Annotated in this window: 18 protein-coding genes; 2 read left to right on the top strand and 16 right to left on the bottom strand. The window is 48.1% G+C overall.

Going from position 1 to position 17,388, the window contains the following annotated elements:
• Positions 1-444 precede the first annotated feature (444 nt).
• The 12 genes from EJE49_RS05420 to EJE49_RS05365 all read right to left on the bottom strand — a co-directional run bounded on the left by EJE49_RS05420 (position 445) and on the right by EJE49_RS05365 (position 10,062).
• Complete coding sequence (locus tag EJE49_RS05420) at positions 445-771, bottom strand: hypothetical protein (protein WP_124949398.1); 327 nt, start codon at positions 769-771, stop codon at positions 445-447.
• Between the two features lie 70 nt (positions 772-841).
• Positions 842-1,339: an outer membrane lipoprotein gene (locus tag EJE49_RS05415; RefSeq protein WP_124949397.1), complete on the bottom strand. Its 498-nt coding sequence runs from the start codon at positions 1,337-1,339 to the stop codon at positions 842-844.
• A gap of 23 nt (positions 1,340-1,362) precedes the next feature.
• Positions 1,363-1,728 (bottom strand): hypothetical protein, encoded by a 366-nt coding sequence (locus EJE49_RS05410; RefSeq protein WP_124949396.1) that lies wholly within the window; start codon positions 1,726-1,728, stop codon positions 1,363-1,365.
• Positions 1,725-1,979 (bottom strand): hypothetical protein, encoded by a 255-nt coding sequence (locus EJE49_RS05405; RefSeq protein ID WP_124949395.1) that lies wholly within the window; start codon positions 1,977-1,979, stop codon positions 1,725-1,727. The genes EJE49_RS05410 and EJE49_RS05405 overlap by 4 nt, the downstream gene beginning before the upstream one ends.
• Entirely contained in the window at positions 1,961-2,416 is a 456-nt protein-coding gene (locus EJE49_RS05400; protein WP_124949394.1) for a hypothetical protein, read from the bottom strand. Before EJE49_RS05400 ends, EJE49_RS05405 begins: the two co-directional genes overlap by 19 nt.
• Positions 2,417-2,621: 205 nt before the next feature.
• Complete coding sequence (gene mobF, locus EJE49_RS05395) at positions 2,622-5,990, bottom strand: MobF family relaxase (protein WP_124949393.1); 3,369 nt, start codon at positions 5,988-5,990, stop codon at positions 2,622-2,624.
• Between the two features lie 29 nt (positions 5,991-6,019).
• Positions 6,020-6,217 (bottom strand): hypothetical protein, encoded by a 198-nt coding sequence (locus EJE49_RS05390; protein WP_124949392.1) that lies wholly within the window; start codon positions 6,215-6,217, stop codon positions 6,020-6,022.
• Positions 6,218-6,665: 448 nt separating this feature from the next.
• Positions 6,666-6,845, bottom strand: a complete 180-nt coding sequence (locus EJE49_RS05385) for a hypothetical protein (protein WP_124949391.1) — start codon at positions 6,843-6,845, stop codon at positions 6,666-6,668.
• Positions 6,846-7,087: 242 nt separating this feature from the next.
• Positions 7,088-8,770: a type IV secretion system DNA-binding domain-containing protein gene (locus tag EJE49_RS05380; protein ID WP_124949390.1), complete on the bottom strand. Its 1,683-nt coding sequence runs from the start codon at positions 8,768-8,770 to the stop codon at positions 7,088-7,090.
• Between the two features lie 35 nt (positions 8,771-8,805).
• Positions 8,806-9,141, bottom strand: a complete 336-nt coding sequence (locus EJE49_RS05375; RefSeq protein ID WP_124949389.1) for a hypothetical protein — start codon at positions 9,139-9,141, stop codon at positions 8,806-8,808.
• 298 nt (positions 9,142-9,439) lie between these two features.
• A complete protein-coding gene (locus tag EJE49_RS05370) occupies positions 9,440-9,817 on the bottom strand; it encodes a hypothetical protein (protein ID WP_124949388.1) in 378 nt (125 codons plus the stop codon).
• A complete protein-coding gene (locus tag EJE49_RS05365) occupies positions 9,814-10,062 on the bottom strand; it encodes a hypothetical protein (RefSeq protein WP_124949387.1) in 249 nt (82 codons plus the stop codon). The genes EJE49_RS05370 and EJE49_RS05365 overlap by 4 nt, the downstream gene beginning before the upstream one ends.
• A gap of 168 nt (positions 10,063-10,230) precedes the next feature.
• Between EJE49_RS05365 and EJE49_RS05360 the strand changes: the two genes are divergently transcribed.
• Both EJE49_RS05360 and EJE49_RS05355 read left to right on the top strand, forming a co-directional pair.
• On the top strand, positions 10,231-10,695 hold the full coding sequence (locus tag EJE49_RS05360) for a hypothetical protein (RefSeq protein WP_124949386.1): 465 nt from the start codon (positions 10,231-10,233) through the stop codon (positions 10,693-10,695).
• Positions 10,696-10,871: 176 nt separating this feature from the next.
• Positions 10,872-11,333, top strand: coding sequence for a hypothetical protein (locus EJE49_RS05355; RefSeq protein WP_189941718.1), 462 nt, complete (start codon positions 10,872-10,874; stop codon positions 11,331-11,333).
• Positions 11,334-11,661: 328 nt separating this feature from the next.
• Here the strand turns inward: EJE49_RS05355 and EJE49_RS05350 are convergent, their stop codons facing one another.
• The 4 genes from EJE49_RS05350 to EJE49_RS05335 are packed head-to-tail and all read right to left on the bottom strand — an operon-like array spanning position 11,662 to position 17,378.
• Positions 11,662-13,509: an ATP-binding protein gene (locus EJE49_RS05350; RefSeq protein WP_124949384.1), complete on the bottom strand. Its 1,848-nt coding sequence runs from the start codon at positions 13,507-13,509 to the stop codon at positions 11,662-11,664.
• Between the two features lie 37 nt (positions 13,510-13,546).
• Complete coding sequence (locus EJE49_RS05345) at positions 13,547-15,259, bottom strand: AlwI family type II restriction endonuclease (protein ID WP_124949383.1); 1,713 nt, start codon at positions 15,257-15,259, stop codon at positions 13,547-13,549.
• Entirely contained in the window at positions 15,256-15,459 is a 204-nt protein-coding gene (locus tag EJE49_RS05340; RefSeq protein ID WP_124949382.1) for a hypothetical protein, read from the bottom strand. The genes EJE49_RS05345 and EJE49_RS05340 overlap by 4 nt, the downstream gene beginning before the upstream one ends.
• Positions 15,460-15,470: 11 nt before the next feature.
• Positions 15,471-17,378 (bottom strand): Dam family site-specific DNA-(adenine-N6)-methyltransferase, encoded by a 1,908-nt coding sequence (locus EJE49_RS05335; protein ID WP_223246762.1) that lies wholly within the window; start codon positions 17,376-17,378, stop codon positions 15,471-15,473.
• Between the last annotated feature and the right edge of the window lie 10 nt (positions 17,379-17,388).

Genomic DNA, 17,388 nt, shown 5'->3' with positions numbered 1-17,388 from the left:
AGTGAGCACCGAACGGGTGAGCATTTCGGCGTAGCGCACCATTGACAGGACAGTAACGGCCTAAGCTCAGGCAAAGGGGTGGGGTTGATGTTTAACCCCGCCCCCTGCCTATCGGCGAGATTGGGGTTTGGGGCAACGCCCCAAGGTCTTTGTTCTTGGTGGTCGGCATTTCTTGGGGGTATTAAGATATGCTGACCATGCCTGCTTAACGTTTGGTGGTGACATTTTGCGGATTTTTGCAATATGTCGCCATATGCCGTTCATTAATTTTGAGTCCAGCACGGTTAATTACTATACTAATAATATACTAAACAAATCATATGTTATTAATATACTAAATCAGTTCACCTGCACAAGAAACAAGCCCGTCATTTATGGCGGGCTGAATGGGCTTAAAAAACCGCCAAACCATTCTTTGCATAGGGTTGGCGGGTAGATTGTGTATTACAGCAGATTGTTGCTTGAGATGATTGCGCGAATGCTTGCAAGATACCTCTCATCCATTGTGTACTGGTCTGGAATGCACCCTTTCATTGATTTCGGTGCTGCCTCAAGCGCAAAACGTTTCAACTCTCCAGCGGTCAACTGACCAGCGCCTTGAAGATACTCGATCACATACTCCAAAAAATTTTGCGCAGCATGAATCCAGTGGTTTTCCGTTCCCTCCTTCAATGAGTCTGGAACGATTGATTTAACCAGGTCGGCAGTCAAATTCAATGCGATTTTTTTCTTTGTGATGTAATCGGTAATTGCGTTTTCTATGTTTTCCATTTTGTATCTCCTTATAGATGGGTAAGGCAAATCGCCTTACCCTATATGTACTAGCTGCGAAATTTTGCTGTTAATGCGTCACCCGCGCCACACCGCCCCACATGCTGCCAATTACCTGCACACGGTCACCCACTCGGAAAGTCTCACCGTCAACAGCTTGGCTAATCGCTTTTAGCTGTCCGCTGCCCATGCGTACCGTGATTTCAATCCCGCGCTGATTGCTGATCTGGTGTTCTGTGGCATTGCCCGCTAAACCACCACCAACTGCACCTAGTGCGCTTGCAATGGTTTTGCCGTTACCGCTGCCTACCTGAGAGCCTAGCACGCCACCTAATAGCGCACCTACGCCAGTACCAACACCCGCACTTGTGGCCGTGCTGGTATTGATGGTGATATAACGGAAGCTGACCACAGTGCCAGTCTCCACCTGCTGCGCTTGTCGCGCCTGCTGGCTGCTATAGTCACCGCTGCCTACGCCGTTTGTGCCATAAGTGCCTGCGCATCCTGCGGTTAGTGAGGTTGCGGTCAGCAATGCCAAAACCGCGAATGATTTTTTTAGTGTGTTCATTGTGGTTACTCCTTGTGTGTTTTCTATTGGGGTAGTTTTTTGCCAACAAACATCCAACTATGGTTGGTTATAAAAACTATCACTTTGTCACCTATTTTGAGCTGCTCACCCGTGCCATCTTCTGTATTCGGCCATGTGATTTTCTTGCCATCTGCTCTTGTGATGACGGCTAGGTTAGGCTCTAGCTTTGTCACTACGCCATCATCTGTCTCAGAACGATCTCCACAAAACGAATAGCCCATTAATGCTGCCGCGCCGGCAATGACTGCAACAACTATTGCGATTGTCCATGTCCGTTTTTTGCTGGCTTTAGGTGGTAATGGGTCGATGACAAACTCTGCGTTTGTGTTTGTGTTTGTGTCTGTGGTTGTTTGATATGCACGAATCATTTTTTATACTCCGAAATTAAAAATACAATAGGGGACTTGGTGTTATCCGCCGCTTTCTGCGCCAATCGCGCTTCATGCTCTACCAGCTCAGCCCTGCGTCTCAAGCCTGTAAAAATCAGCTCTTCTTCGCCAGAGGCGTGAATCAGATACACGCTTGCGTGGTTCTCAGCCTCGATGTCAGACTGATATACAACCCGCCCTTTCGGGCGAGCTGTATAGGCGCGTAATTGGGTTAGTTCGCCAGCTTGCATGTGTTTACATTCACAAACTGTTGACCATCAACATTGGTGTCACCGAGGACGCGCAAGCCAATCTTGTGATTGGTGGTGGTATCGTTGACCGTCCATTTCAAGCCTGCACCATCGCCTTTCATCTGTAGCATGGTCGCCCAGCCGAATGGATTGAGTGCATCAACTGCAAAGCTTGGAATTGCAAGCAAGCCTACTGCTGGTGTGTACATACTTGCGGTTAGATATGCAGTAGCTGGAATTTGAACATCAGGCACTTTGATGGATTGCGATACAGCAAAATCGCGCAAGGTGGTGAAGTCCTCTTTTTTGATTGTGGTGGTTTGGCATACGACTGGCGCGTTAGCCGCGCCGCCAAGGTCTGTGGCGGTTGGTGGTTCTTGTGCAACCTTTGCAGCCAAAGCCAATGGAAAAACCAACATCAAAAATGGAAAAGCCATGATAAAAGTCCTTTATAGGGTAGCAAGGCAAATCGCCTTACCCTATATGGACACGATGCGAAATTTGGCGCGAAAAATGGCACAGTAAGAAACAAGCGGATTGCTCAGGCGAAATTTGAGCGATTATTTTTAGTGGCTTGATGTATCGGTATCACCCATGCGAAAAAAACCCGCTGGCGAAGCGGGTAAGTGGGTTTAAAGTGCATTAAAGGCTGTAATCGTTGTCACGGCTTCTCGTTTTGTCGGGTTCTGGCTGCTTGGTTTCTGGTGTGGGTTGTGGCACGGGCACAGTGGCAGATATGGCGAAAGTTTTATCTATTCGCACGCCAGCCTGTTCTGCTGCTTTGGCTTTATCCTGCGTATATAGTTTGGTGTCCATACGTGCGCGGGTAGCATTTACATAGGTCTCACGTTGCCCGTGCTTGCCCGCTTCGGTGTTGTGATGAATCATTGTCCTGTTCACTGTCTGCCCTTGTGCGGCTTGGCTGGTTGAGGCGTAGGCGTGGTCGATATGCTTGTACTTGCTCATGTCGATGGTTTTGGTCTTGCCGTCTTCCAGCCTGACCCTCAGGCTTGCGCTTTCGATTCGTTCTATGGTCGCGCTTTGCCCGTTTTTAACGTCAAAATCACGGTTGTTTTCCGCAAATTTAATCTTGTCGCCTATACCTAGTTCTCGCTCTTTAGCTTGATAGGCTTGGGCTTGGTGGCGGTCGGGTTGATAAGTCACAGTGCTTCCCCTGTTGGTCATGGCGGTAATTGTGTTGGTGCGCGTATCAGTCTTTAATACTGTTACCAGTTCGCCACGCTCCAAACCTAGATTTTTGTAAGCGTTGCCGAATTTAACAATGTCGCCCTGCTGGTAGTTGACTGCGCGTTTGGCTTGTTCTGCGGTCATGTCTTTGCGCTCCAGCACTTGCATAGTGCGGCTGTCCTTGATTTCGCCCTTGGCTTTGAGCTGGTCGCGAATTTCCGTATTGATGCTGGCGCGGTCGGCGTTGGTGGCAGTCACAATAATGGTTTCAGCGCGCTCTTTGGGTGATAAGGCGGCGTAATCTTTGGCAAGGTTTTTGATGACGGTCACGTTATCTTTCTGCGCGGCTTGTTTCAGATCGTCCTTGTACATTCTGAGCGTTGATTTGTCGCGGTCGTTCAGCTTCTCTCCTACTGATTTCTTGGCTTCTATGTGCTCAATCTTTTGCTGATATTGGGCTTTGACTTTAGTTTGCTCGCTCTGGACTTGGTGAGTGGGTAAGCTGCGGATTGCCACTGCGTGCTTGTTGTCCAGTATGTGCTTGACGGTAGCTTTTGCGTGGTCGGTTTTTTGGCGGCTAATCTGTTCCAGGTTAGATACAGGCATGTACTTCTGGGCTTGCTCAAAGGCTGTTCCTGCTTCAACGGATTGATGTTGGAGCTTGTCACCCAGATAAATCTGCTTTGCGCCTGCGCCGTCTGCCGCTTGCGCTACGTTGGCAAATTCTTTCTGCCCGCTCATGGATGCTTCGTCCATGATGCGTAATTCGCGGCTGGGCTTGATTTCAGCTTGTTGCTTGAGGTCTGCTAGTGCGTTGACGTGCGCTGTACGGTTTTCAACGGCTATCTTGATGCGTGCTGCTGCACTTTCCAGCGTGCCTGCGGATTTCCAGCCCTCGGCTTTGCTAATGATGGTGCGGGTCAAGCGTGCGGCAATATGGTGGGATTTGATGCTGTCTTTCAATGCGCCTGCGGCTTCATTCTTCAAGCTGCCGCCCGTTTTAATAACGGTGGTCATGCCCACGATACCCGCCAGCCCCTTGCTGTTAACAATCTGGTATTTGCTCTGAGTCAAGCCTAGATGGTTGATGTTGCGGCTCGTGGTGCTGTTGCTGGTGGCGTGCAAGGCAAGTGCATGGGTGTTGCTTGCTTTGTCGATGATGTAGGCATTGCCCGCGCTGTCATACTCTTTGACGGCTTCGCCATTGCTCACCTGTTCTTCCAGTTTTGCCAGATTGGGTTTGATGCCTGCCTCAAAGGTTTTGAGGGCTGCGGCGGCGCGTTGCTGGTCACGTTGTGCCTTGTCTTGCGATAGCAGGTAGCTGGCGGTTGTGGTGGTCTGGATGCCGCTTTCCTGCTGCATCTTTTGAGCTTGGTTTGCGCCATTGGAAAAGCCGGTTACTGTCCAGCCTTGGCTTTCTGCGGCTACGCGCACAAATTCCAGCATGGTGGTTTTGCCTGTACCTGCCAAGCCTTGCACGCCAGCATGTGCATCCTTGCCCGTTAATATCATGCTGGCGGCTGCCCGCTGTTCTTCGGTGAGGGCAAAGCCTTTGTCACGCTCAAAGTTAGCCAACGCCTTGTCGAATGCCTGCGGCGTCATCACGGCTTGATGCGCGTCTTTGCCAGCTTCAAGGCGTGCGGCCAGGGCTTGTTCTGAGGCCGTTGCTGCAAGGGTGGTTAGCTTGCCGTCATCGCGGCGGATAAGCTCGCCGCTGCGCTCTGCCTTGATCATCGCTGCGCGTATCTGGCTATAAGTTGCCCGCCCCTCGCTGAATTTAGCAGCGTTGGCATAAATCTCTTTTTGGCTGAATGCGGCTTCGCGTTCTGCAAGGTGCGCAATTGAAGAAGCAACGGCTTCCTTGCCCGCGTTCAGTGTATATGCCTGCGCTTGGCTGATACGGGGTAACGGCTCTTTCAGGTTGATATTTGCTGCGCGTTCCAGCCATTGCGTCCGCTGTTGCGCAGCGGATTCCGGTGCCGATTTGGCGGCACGGGTCGCCAGACAGGCAACCTCGCGCTGCTTGTTGGTTGCCCGGTCTGGGTCTATGCCTTTGGCTTTAAGGTAATCGTCGATTTGCTGGCTGCGGTTGCTGAATTCTGCACGTTGTTCGGCGGTGATACCCATTAACTCAGGATTACCGTACTTGTCGAATTCAATCTGATAGCCGCGCATTTGCAGCTCTGCCGCCAATTCGTTTTTGTATATCTGGTCTGCGGTTGCGCGGTTATTCAATAGCTCTTCGTTGGATAAGCTGTAAGCCTTGCCATTGTGGTAGGTGACATTTGCAATGGCAACATGGGTGTGCGTGCTGGGATCAAGCTCGCGGGTCAGGCTGTGCTCAAACTTGGCATACACAAGATTTTGAGTTTGCACCATTTGCCCGTTGGCGCGGGTTTGTGCGCAGGTTGATTCCAGATAGTCCATGGCCGCGTTTACGGCGGCTTCGTGAGCGGCACGGATGCCTGTGCTGTCGTAGATTTCGGCGGCGATTGAGATAGATTTGGGTGCGCTAAAGGTAAAGTCCATGCCTGCGCGGTGGTCTGTCTTGCCTTCTGCATCTATCCTGCCTAGCTGCCGTTCTGTGTTGTTGTTTGCAGGTTCGCGGAATTGACCAGACAGGACTTTATGCAGATCGGCAGCGGATACACTGCCGTCAAGCTCATACCCTGCAAGGGCTGCGCCTTCGCCCCCCCATGCTGATCTAACCTGGTCGTCGGCGTAATACTCACCTCGCGCTTTGTCTGGCTGCGTGCCGTTCTGTTCTTTTGTTAAGTAACCTGCTGCGACTTTGGCGGATTTGAAATGGGTGCAACTAATCATGGCGAATTCCTTGTCTAGTCTGAATTGATTTAGTGAATGACGGTAAATGCGGCAGGCAACCAGTCAGCAGGGGCGAACATGATGATTAGCCAGAAGACGAAGACAAACAGAATCAGCGCGATAGATAGCACATTGATGACTGACCAGAGTGTTAGCAGTATTGCCTTTGCTTTGGCGAGGCGTGTAGCGTGCTTGGCTGGGGTTGCTGGGGTGGGTAGGGTTTGCATGGTGCATGTTCCTTTTGGTTATAAGCAAAAGTGCTTAACCTATATGGAACCCATGCGAAATATGGCGGCGTAAGATTGGTGCGACTATCGGGGTATCGGGGGCAACTATCGGGTATCATGATTGCATGAACACCTTGGGGCGTTGCCCCAAACCCCAATCTCGCCGATAGGCAGGGGGCGGGGTTAAACACCAACCCCACCCCTTGCCTGAGCTTAGGCCGTTACTGTCCTGTCAATGGTGCGCTACGCCGAAATGCTCACCCGTTCGGTGCTCACTGCGTTGCGCTCCGCGTGCGGCTTCTGCTTTCGCCATTGACATGCCATTCACTTGATAAAGCCGAAAAAATCAGCAATCTTGATGATTGCACCGACAACTAACCCCACAATAATGGCGACGTAAATGATGTCGGTGCAGTTCTGGCAAAACGGACGATCTGGACGCATTTGATTACCTTTTCGAGATTAAAAGCAAAAAATACTTCAACATGTAAAGCGGGAAAAACGCCAGTAATAGCGCGACTTGCAAGGTTAATTTAGCACCGAATTTGACAACAAACAGGGCTGTTTTCTTGTTCGCGCCCCATTCATTTTTGGTGGGCATGTAGTCTGGTAATTCGATTTTGAACATTTGTGACACTCCTTTTGATGTGATTGATGGTGTGGTTGGGTTACAAGCCCATTAGCCAGCCTACAAATGCAAACGTGCCGAAAAAGAAAGCCAAGGTTGGTAACATTTGCAATACGCCGTTATCGTAATTTTCCATTTTGCGAACTCCTGATCTGTTGACAAGGCAAATCGCCTTACCCTATATGTACGGGATGCGAAATTTGAGCGGTGAAGATGCCCGCTATTTTCGGCGGGCATGATGGTTAAACTTGAGGGGTATCGTCGTCTTCGGGCAGGTCAAAAGGCAGGCATGAATTACTGACTGTGGCTGGCGCTTCTTCCTGTTGTTGCGCGGGCTGGGCTTGCGGGATGTACGCTACAGGCTCAAAGCGTGGCGCTGGGTCTGGCAATGCGGCGGGTATGCCTAGCGAAATTTTGACAATATCGTAAGCGCCGCCTAACACCAGATAGCCCTCACGCTCTGGCAAGTTCTGTATTTGGCTGGGCAATATGGTGCGCTGGCGTTGGATGCTGGTGTTTTCGGATGTTTTGTCCTCAAACTCAAGTCCGGTTGCATGGCTTTTGCCTTCACTCGTGCGCCAAACTTCCTGGTCACCAAGTGTTTTGGACATATATTCTGCAGTTTCCCCGTCCATTACCCGCAAAATCAGCCAACTGGATAAACACGATACCAATACGTTAGCCGTTTGATGCCCGTAGTTTTCTCTAAACTGGTCAATGTTCTGCAAACCGATTACAGCACACCCGCCTGATTTTCTGGCTTTGGTCAGGAAGTCAGCAAGCGATCCGATTTTATTGAGGCTGGCGCACTCGTCAATCATTAGCCAGGTGCGGCGGGCTGGATCTGGGTCTTGCGATAATACAACTTTGCTCACAACGTCCAGAATTGCTGAAATGATGGGCTTTAATGATTGAAGCTGGTCGTCACGGAAAGTAAGAAACACCCACTGGTTGCCCTCGCTTTCAGCATATCGGCGGAAGCTAAAGGCTTCGCGCCCTGCCTGCGGCGGCAGGTAGTTAAAGGGCTGTATTGCACTGGCGGCAATGGCTCGAACACTTCCGAACATCCGTTCATTGCCTTCGGCCATGAGTGGCGCGGCGGGTGTACCTGCCGCTAATATCCGCAGGTCTTCAATAGTGGATACACAAACATAATGGAACAGGTCGGTGTTGGTGGCGTGTCCAGATTCAAACAGCCTCAGCAAAACGACTGACAGGAAGGTTTGAGCGTACCCACTGAACTGCCCCGCTTCCCCTTGCATATCAGGGATGATGGATTTAGCCATGCTGTCGGCATCCCACGGGTAGCGCATTTCAGCGAATGGTGACCAACTGACTGAACGCGCATCAAACGGATTGAACAGGATAGGGTCAGTTAAGTTGTTAGCGTATCGGCTGTAAAATCCGCCGCCAGAATCCACACAAATCACTTTTTCTGTTGGATTGGATCGCGCTTTGATTTTGTCCAGCATTTCTATGAAAGCAACTGATTTACCCGTACCTGTCGCTCCTGCGAACAGGAAATGATAGGGTTCCAGATTGTCTGGGACTGGCACGCCAGCGAGACTTAAATCCGCCGTCACACCCGCTTTGCGCATTTGTTTTATCACTTTGCTATGACTGGAGATTGACGAACCACGCACATGATTGGGATCGCTATCCGCGGCATCCAGCCAACTTGCAATATGCTCTTTTATGGCGAATTCCCAAACGCTCATGATGATAAATACGGCTGCAAAGTAACCAAGCCAGCTGCTAAAAAATGCATCGTGGTTTGCCGGGTTAATGCTGAAAACCAGACTTGCAACTGTCGGGATAATGAATAATTTGAATTTCATATTATCTGCCGAATAGATATAAATCCGTGCGGCGATTAATGACAAAACAGCAATGACAAAAATTATTGTGTAGATGGATTCAAACATTTTATTTGCTCCTTGATTATGCAAAATTTGATTAGCTATTCGCTGATTTCTGATTGGTTTTCTGTGCGGTCACCATCAAAGAAAGTTGATGCCTGATTCATGGCATCTTGCTTCGCTTTGTCTAAAATCTCTGCGCGTTTATCTGCTGGCGAAAGTTTATAAAGCATGTGAATACTCGTTGCGGCCAGCCTGAAAAGCTCTCGATTTATGATCATTTGCATAGCAAAATTCTCATCATTTTTTTGATTTTGCAATGACGAAACCAGCATCATTTTTGTAAATGTTGATAGTGGTAACCCGCTTGAATTTGCCAAATTCTTGAGCTGGTCTAGCTCGTCTTTTTGCAATCGGATTGATAGTCTTTCACTCATTTCTAAACCTCCATATTTTGAAAACTGGTCAAAATTAACCAGATAACCTATATGGATGGGGTGCGAAATTTGGCGATTGTTTGGTATGGCTTTGTCCGCGCCAGCGGACTAATGTAAAATCGGACTTACGGGCTGAGTTTTGTTGGTTGTGCGGACGGTTTTACGCTATGGGTGCGGACGGGTTACGGTTCAGGGCTGGCGCGGGTTTGATTGGTTTGCATACACATGCGTAATGTGTGCCTGCTTCCCTATGGTTTTTAGGGAAGCGGGAAAGTGTAGTGAAACGGAACGACCTGATTTAGGTTTTGATGTTGCTGGCTGCTCTATTTCTCGATGCTGTTAAAAACGCAAACGTAAAAATGATGATAGTCACGAGTGGGTAAATTATGAATATGAGCTGATGCTCAAATTGATAATCCGCGATTAGGTGAAGATTGAAATTTACCAATGCAGCATGTATTGAATCTGGTAAATGTTGCGCAAGCCAATAAGTCAAATTCGCATCCACTGGCAAATAAAAAAACAACGATGCAGAGAACAGGTCAAAGTTGAAATTATGCTTATAGGCTTCGATCTTAAAACCAATAAATGTACCTGCGCAATATCCGATAAAAATCAGCCAGGCTAAAATTTTAATGTTCAGTTTTAAGTTATGTACGTGATCAACTTTAATCATGATTGATCACCTTGGGATATTTCAGAATTGAGGTTTTGTGATTGAGTGACAATCTCAAATTCACCGTTTTTGTGAGATAGCGCAATTTGTTGAAATGCTACTTTCAGAAGCTCATCTGGCAGGTTTAGAATTCCTGCCTTTTGTGCAATGTCGGCGACGGTGATTTTGCGTTTTTCTGATTTCTGGAATTCGGCAATTTTTTGATTTAGCTGGTCACGTTTTTTGATAAGTACATTAACGCTCATGATGATTCTCCTTTCGGGTGAAGTTTGATAATGACAACCAAAAACTTTGGTTAATGTATATGTAACAGATGCGAAATTTTGGGCTGTATGAAAGGGATTGACATCGCGATAACCAGCAAGTGAAAATGTTTTAACGTTGCGTATGTTGATATTTTTAGGAGTTGAAAAATGGACCAAAATGCTTTTCTAGAGGGGGTGGGCAATGGCGACGATGAGGCAGGAGCGCTTTATCACCACTATCGCAGCCAGGAAGACCAGGCATTTTTACAGCAAAAAGCTAGGGAGGTCAGGCAAAGGAAAGAGCGAATCATCGCCAATATGAGCGTTGCTGAACTGGAGCGGCTTGATGCTGAAGTGACCAAGCAAAAAAAAGAGTTTGAGACTGCGCAAAAATCTTTTAAAAAGACAATTGAAGAATTTGTTGGTTTTTTTGTGCTGCTAATCATTGGCGGCATTATGGCAAACCCGGATAGTCAAGTACCCAGTTACATTCATGCGTTAGGATGGATTATGGTGTTCGGATGTTTGGTGACGGTTATTTTGATTATAAAAAAAATCTTTTCTGGGGTTTTTGTCTTTGGTGACAGAAAAAACAAGAAAGTAACGGGTATAGAAGGGTACGTGCAGAAATGAGCATTGAGTAGAATGATTTTAAACGGCTGCGGCTGGCGTAGACAGCAATCCTTGAAGGTGCTGGTGAGGAAGCTTGCATCATCTAAAATGGGTGTTTGATAGCCTCTTTGATGAAAAAGTCGCTGAACAAACGAGTCTTCGGATGACAATGCAGCGTCTCGGATTTCGAGAAGTTTTTGAACAAGTTGTATGGCAATGCGCGTGTAATTGAATTTTTTGATCGGATAAGGGAGTTTAGTGGGGTGATGATAAAAAAACGAATAGCAGTTATTTTGGCTGCGCTGGTGACGCTTACTTTAGCTGGTTGCGGGGACGACATTCCTAGCGAGGCATTGGCTAAAAAGACACTTGAAGACAAATATGCAAGCTCACCATATTTGAAAATGGATAGTTTCAAGAAAGTTAATGGGAGACAGTCTTCTTTTGGTGGAGAATCTGCATATATTATTTATTACGAAGCCGAAGTTGAGGCAAAAAAACCATTCAATGCTCTGTATGACGAAGCCACTAAAAAGTTTGTTGATTTTGGTGAAGGAACGCCAACCACAAAACAATTATCAATGAAGGCAGGTGATAAAGTTGTGACCACAGGCAAAATAGATTTTGTTAAAACTGAAAATGGGTGGCAGAAAGAGTAAAGAGTAATGCGCATTCATGGAGTGACTTGTTAAAATTGAATGCATAGAAGAATGGCAGCACCTACGGATGTGCCTTTTGTCCTCTCGTGCTGGGGCTGTACTTTAAGCTCTGAAAGATACTGGCGATGACTCTAAAAATGCGCCCGATGACGGCGAGGGCGCTGCCTCCCCGTCTAGCCTTGATCTCCCCCCATGTATGAGCTGGCAAAGATCATGGGGCACAGACTCGCGTATGCTCTGCGTTACTACCACTCGACAGCGGAAGATTTAGCGAGGAGACCGAACTAGAAATAAAACATGTACCTCGGTGCCCAACAATACCAACAGCTCACGTAAGCATGGTGTGTATTTTCGTCAGCCATCCAATAACATCGCCAGCAGGATCGCTCTGCTGTAGACGTGCATATGTCATTTTGGAAGTTGCGTCACGATTCAGTCGTTTTTTGGCGCGATTTATCTTGTCTGCCAACTCTTTCTGATTGGTCAGAACATCATTCCATGCTTTGGGGCTGCCTGAAGTATTGTGAATTTCCTCAGCCACCAGCAAGGGCACATCACACATGTCCCCAAAATTAATATTAACGTTCAAGCTTTCCATAATCGCGTCAGTATGTAAGTAGTTCTCGATTTCACGTTTACTGGTGATGACCGCCCATGATCCATCTGTACGGGAATTCACTGTGTCGCATTCGGGCTGATATTTTGGTGGATTAGTATCATCTCGGTCATAAATATGGATTTCAGGAAGATTCAGATTTCTGAGATAATGCTTGGCAACCCATTGCTTTAGAGAGCCACCGCCCAATGGGACAAGTGCTATTCGATTGTCGCCAAGTAAGTCTACCACGCTGGGAATTTGCGGTTTGAGTACAGAACTTATGCGTTCAAAGAACTCAACGTCATTTGTTCCCTCTACGAAAATTAATGCTTGAACCCGACGATCGGGCAATACACCGAGTTCATTAGCAATCGTGGTCAAATCATCATCAGCACATGCTTTTACTGCTGCGCAGCCTTCATCGTCCTTGAAAACATAACGCAGGCTATCACTTGGAAGAAGTCCAGCGAGTCCAGGCGTATGGGATGTAACTAGAACCTGCGTATTGGTATCTGTTGCCAATTCCTTGAGAGCTTGAACAAGTAGTCTTTGATTATCCGGGTGTTGCGAGGTTTCAGGCTCTTCAATTGCATAGATGACGCTTAACGCCCCCTTTTCGGTGCGTCGGCGTTCTGCTTCTGCTCGGAAGAAGTTCAATAAAATAAGTCGTCGAACCCCGCTGCCACGCTTGTTTACAGGAATGTCATTGTCGCCTACCAACCCAAATTTGAAAACGTCCCACTTTGGATCTGTTTTGAAGAATGGTTTGAGTTCGCTGGCTAGACGGCTATCCATTTCGTGCAACTTGGCCAACGTGCGGTTGGCTACATCTTCTGCCCGTTGGCGAACGGCTTCTTCTATTTTCTTTAGGTCTGGTTCCAGTTCTTTTAGAGCTTGGGTGATGGCAAATTTGAGTGGGTTTTGTACCTCTTCGTCACCATCCTGGCTTGGGCGGTCAGATCGAAAAAGCGCATACATAGGAAGCTGTGGTTTAATTTGATCCCAAATTTTCTTCGCATCTTCTTTGTCCAAAGGAATCATTTTCAGTGCGAATGACAGTGGTTGGCACGCGTCACGAATGGCCTGTCGCATGCTTCCATTGATCGTAAGATTGATATCTGCTTCTGGTATCGCTAGTTTTTTTATTCGGCTTTTAAGGTCAGCATTTTTGAGTGTGAGGAGGTCTGAGGCGTCGGCGTTATCTGGATGCCAAGCGGATGAAAATACAGATTCCTTCGGGGTTTTGGCTGAGCAGTCCCACTCTTTAATTAGTTCCAGCTCACCATTTTTATTAAGTAGATACTCGTCTGCAAGCGAAGTTTCAGCCGCAGCATCAAGCACGATTGAGTGAGGCAGGCTAGAAAAGGCGCAGCCTATGCGGACGATAGTATTTGCACCGTGTACGCATGCGTCTCCACGATCTGGCTTGCTATCGTTGAAGAATATTTCAAGTGCTTCAAGTACGGTTGACTTACCCGCATCGTTTTTTCCGATAAAGGTGGTCAAATCTCCAATCTCGACACGAGTGTTGTGTTTGTATCCACGAAAATTTTCAAGAATTACGGCTGAAAGCTGCATGGCATCTCCCCTTTTTTTGAGATTGGATACACGATCGTCATTGGAGCAATGCGGCAATATGTCGGTTGATGGCTAGATCAATTTCGCCTTTCCATGCAGGCGCTTCATGTGCTGGCCGCAAGTCACCGCACAGGTCGAGCAGCTCACGAATTAAGCCAGCTTCAATGCGACCAGATGTGAACAAGGCTTCAAAAAATGCCTTAAACTGTACAAGTGTCACCGGAATAATGTCCAGCCGCATCTTGTCATCCGTCCGCGTAAACCATACGCCAATTCTGAATGTCTCGGCGGTGTTGGAGTCTATGCGATTTGCAATGAATAGCCCATACACAGGCTTGCCAGATTTCATCCCATAGTGGGAAACAAGATCCGCCACATGACGGCGCACTGGCTCACCCTCGGCGGCTTCCTGCCGCGAATTGTCGGTCAAGGTTACTTCAACCACGATCACAAAATCGTGAAACTCAAAGATCAAGTCAGGTCCATTCCCCGGCGCTGTGCCAACGGGCAAAAAGTCTTGATCAATCTTAAAGCGCCTTGCCTCATACGGCTTGTTTTCCAAGCTGTTGATGGCAAGGAAGGCACGCCATAGAACCCACTCGAAATAGGCAGGTGCTTCGGCCTGTGGCACTTCGATGTCCTCGCCATTTGAGAGGGTCTTTTTACCTTTTCTGGTAATGATGAGTTCCATGTATGCGGCGATTTCTTCCCAGTCTGCCGCTTGCCGAGTTGCATATTCTTCTTCGTTCCGCTCTGACAAAATCCCCTCGATCTGGTGACGAATGATCGCTATATCTGCCGGGGTGTCCGTCGGCTTGCCTGTCGCGTCAAATGGAATGCCGCGCTTTTCAAGCTGCTGTAATAGGTCATCCAGCACGGCCAGTGCTGAATCCTTATTGTCAGTCGGCAGCTTTGCACCGTTGCACAAGGTGATGAAATAAGAGCGGTCAGAGTCGGGAATCCCGGTATCCTGAATCAGCTTCTCAACGAAAACGTGCTTCTCCGGCACCAGAGAAAGGCCACGCCCCTTGCTTTGCACAAGCCCTGTCGCTTTGAGGTAGCGTAAATTAGTATCGGCATAGTCATTGAATGTGCCTGCGGCGTATCCGTGCAGCATTGCGGCTGCTTCGCGCTCCTGTCGGTCGAACTTGCGTTTGTTTGGGGACGCAAGTCGCCGCGCACGCAATGCCAACACCTGAGCAACGATGTCAGCCAGTGATTCGTCGTTGCTGGTGAGCTGCACAACAATCGCCATTTCAACAAAATTGAGACGGCTTTCCCCGGTTTGCTTTTCCAGCTCAAGCATGATGGCCAGCGTATGCCGTAGCGGTGAGAATACTGCAAAATCGAACTTCCGTTCCAATGCGGAAGGGATGTAATGCGCGGCCAGCGCCCGCAAAAAACACTCCTGCATCGCGGGCACAGTATCGGCACGAATCAGCCGCCAGCCGTTCGGCGTAATCATGTCGATGGGGCCGATTTCGCTTTGTGGAATACCAGAGGCGGGCGGCACTTCTGGATAAAGAAAACCCAGCTTATTCAGGGCAGAGCGCCACTTGCGCCCAACACTGTAGGTTTCATCTTCGCCAAGTTCAACAATGCCGTGCTCGCCTAGTAAACGGCGCAAAGCGATTTCCTGTTCTTGTCCTCGCAAGTTGCCTTGCAGCGATGACGTGGACAGCGCCACCAGACCATCACGCAACCGGAAAGGGCTGCGGACAGTCGTATTTCCTAAATGCCACGGCCTCATTCTGTCTTTTCTTCCAGGCGGGTAATCGACTCGATCCGTTTCAATCGCTGCTCGATCTGAACGGCCTGCTGCAAGATTTCAAAGGCCATTTCAGCCAACAGAGGATTGCCCGATTTCACCAGGTCGCGCAAGTTTTGCACTAAAAGATTCGCGGTCTGGCTGGACTTGAGCACATTTTCTTGATCGTTGGTATTTAGCATTCACTTTCCCCTCAATATCCGACAAAAATATATTCCTGCACATTATTTTTGTTATCGCCCACCTTGTGCGCCTGATTGCCGAAAGAATACTTGTAATCAATGGGCACGACTTCGACATGGCGTTTGTGTTTCGCCATGATGGCAACCATTTCATCTAAAGTCGGCTGACTATTGGATGAATAGGACACCACAAGCACACTTTCGCGGAAACGCTTAAACAGCATATCGAATGCTTCCGCCGCGCCCTTGCGTGAAGAAAACGGCGTCGGGTATGACTTGAATTTCTTAGTGACAGTATGTTCCTGAATCTCTACACCTTGCCAGTCACGAGCTAAGCCCTCAACAAAGTGATAGCGGCGTACATATTCGTTATCAGATAAGGGCGAATAATAGGGTGGGTCGATATAGACCAAATCAGATTTTCGGTTCTGCATTGTCATCGCATCACCATTGCGTGCCTTATTCTGCCTGCCATTGTCGAATACAGCAGCATTCACCATGTCAATGGCCTCAAGAAACTGCGCACGGAACGTCATTAGCAAGTCTTTACGCCCGTCGTCATAACGATGACCGACATAAGTAAAAATGCCGCGTGGGCGCTTTTTCAGACAAGCCCGAATCAATGCCGACATGGCAATGGCCCGCTTATACGGGTTCTTAACGGCTTTGATATTGGTTCGCACTATGTCAATTAAGCGATTGTCGTCATCGCTGAAATATAGCCCTTTGAACTTGGTCTCGACAAAAGGATTTACCGCATTTTTCGGCTCAAGCAACGCTAACGCTTCGGCCTGCGGCAAGGTGATTTCATTGTTCTCAATCATCGCTTTGGCATACGTCGCTGACATAGCCATATAGTCGTTACTCACCACGGCCTTGCCGTGAGATTTCAACATATAGCCCACCACACCAGAACCCGAAAACAGGTCTAGTGCAGTGTCAAATTCAAATTGGGAAGCGACCGCCCAGATTTCAGTTAGCAACTTGTTCTTTGAACCCATATAACGGGTCGAAGGGTATTGCATGGCCTGCGGGGGCAACGGCGCTGGAACCAGTCGCAGATTAAAACGTGGTTTTGGTGGGACAGTGACAATTACATCCTCGCCAGTTCGGCCTTTGCCGTTGCATGAGATATACCGCTTTGTTTGTACCACTTCGACGGCAAACTTCCGGTACTGCTCATGCACCAAAGGATGATTCGAGTTTGTCAAAATAACATAACAACCCAATTCATGCAGGCGTTTAACCTCTGCGGCCAGCTCGACATGATCCTCTTCGTAAAACTGCTCTTTGGTGTAGCGTTTGAAGTCCGCATACTCAGAAATAGGAAGATAAGGCGGGTCAAGAAAAATGAAGTCTCCCGACTGCGCGTTTTCTTTTAAAACTGTCTTGTAGTCACCGCAAATGATTGTGGTGTTGCTGAGTAGTACAGAAGCTGCTTTTAATACGTCCTCATCAATGATTTTGGGGTTCTTGTACCGTCCAAATGGCACATTGAATTGACCTGATTTATTGACCCGGTACAGGCCGTTAAAACACGTTCTATTTAAGAATATGGTGCGTGCTGCTGCCTCTATATTGGTTAATTTTGTAACGTCCAATGCACGAACAGCATAAAACACCTCTTCAGTATTTTCATAGCGGCGAAGCTGGGTCATCACACCGTCAACATCAGCGGCAACAGAACGATAGAGATTAACCAATTCGGGGTTGCTATCTGCAATAATCCCGCCCGCTGGATGCACTGCAAAAAACAATGCACCACCACCAAAAAAAGGCTCGATAAATCGACCATATTTTTTCGGCATTTTAGGGATAATCTCCCCTAAAAGCTGAGTCTTTCCACCTGCCCATTTCAACAATGGCCGAGTTAAAGCTAAATCCTGTGGATTTTCCAAAACCGAGACACGCCCCATCATTTCACCTTTA

The sequence above is a fragment of the Sulfuriferula thiophila genome, from assembly GCF_003864975.1.
In the GTDB taxonomy this organism is placed as follows: domain Bacteria; phylum Pseudomonadota; class Gammaproteobacteria; order Burkholderiales; family Sulfuriferulaceae; genus Sulfuriferula; species Sulfuriferula thiophila.
The sequence above is the reverse complement of the archived record's forward strand: the minus strand, read 5'-3'. Positions and strand labels throughout refer to the sequence as shown.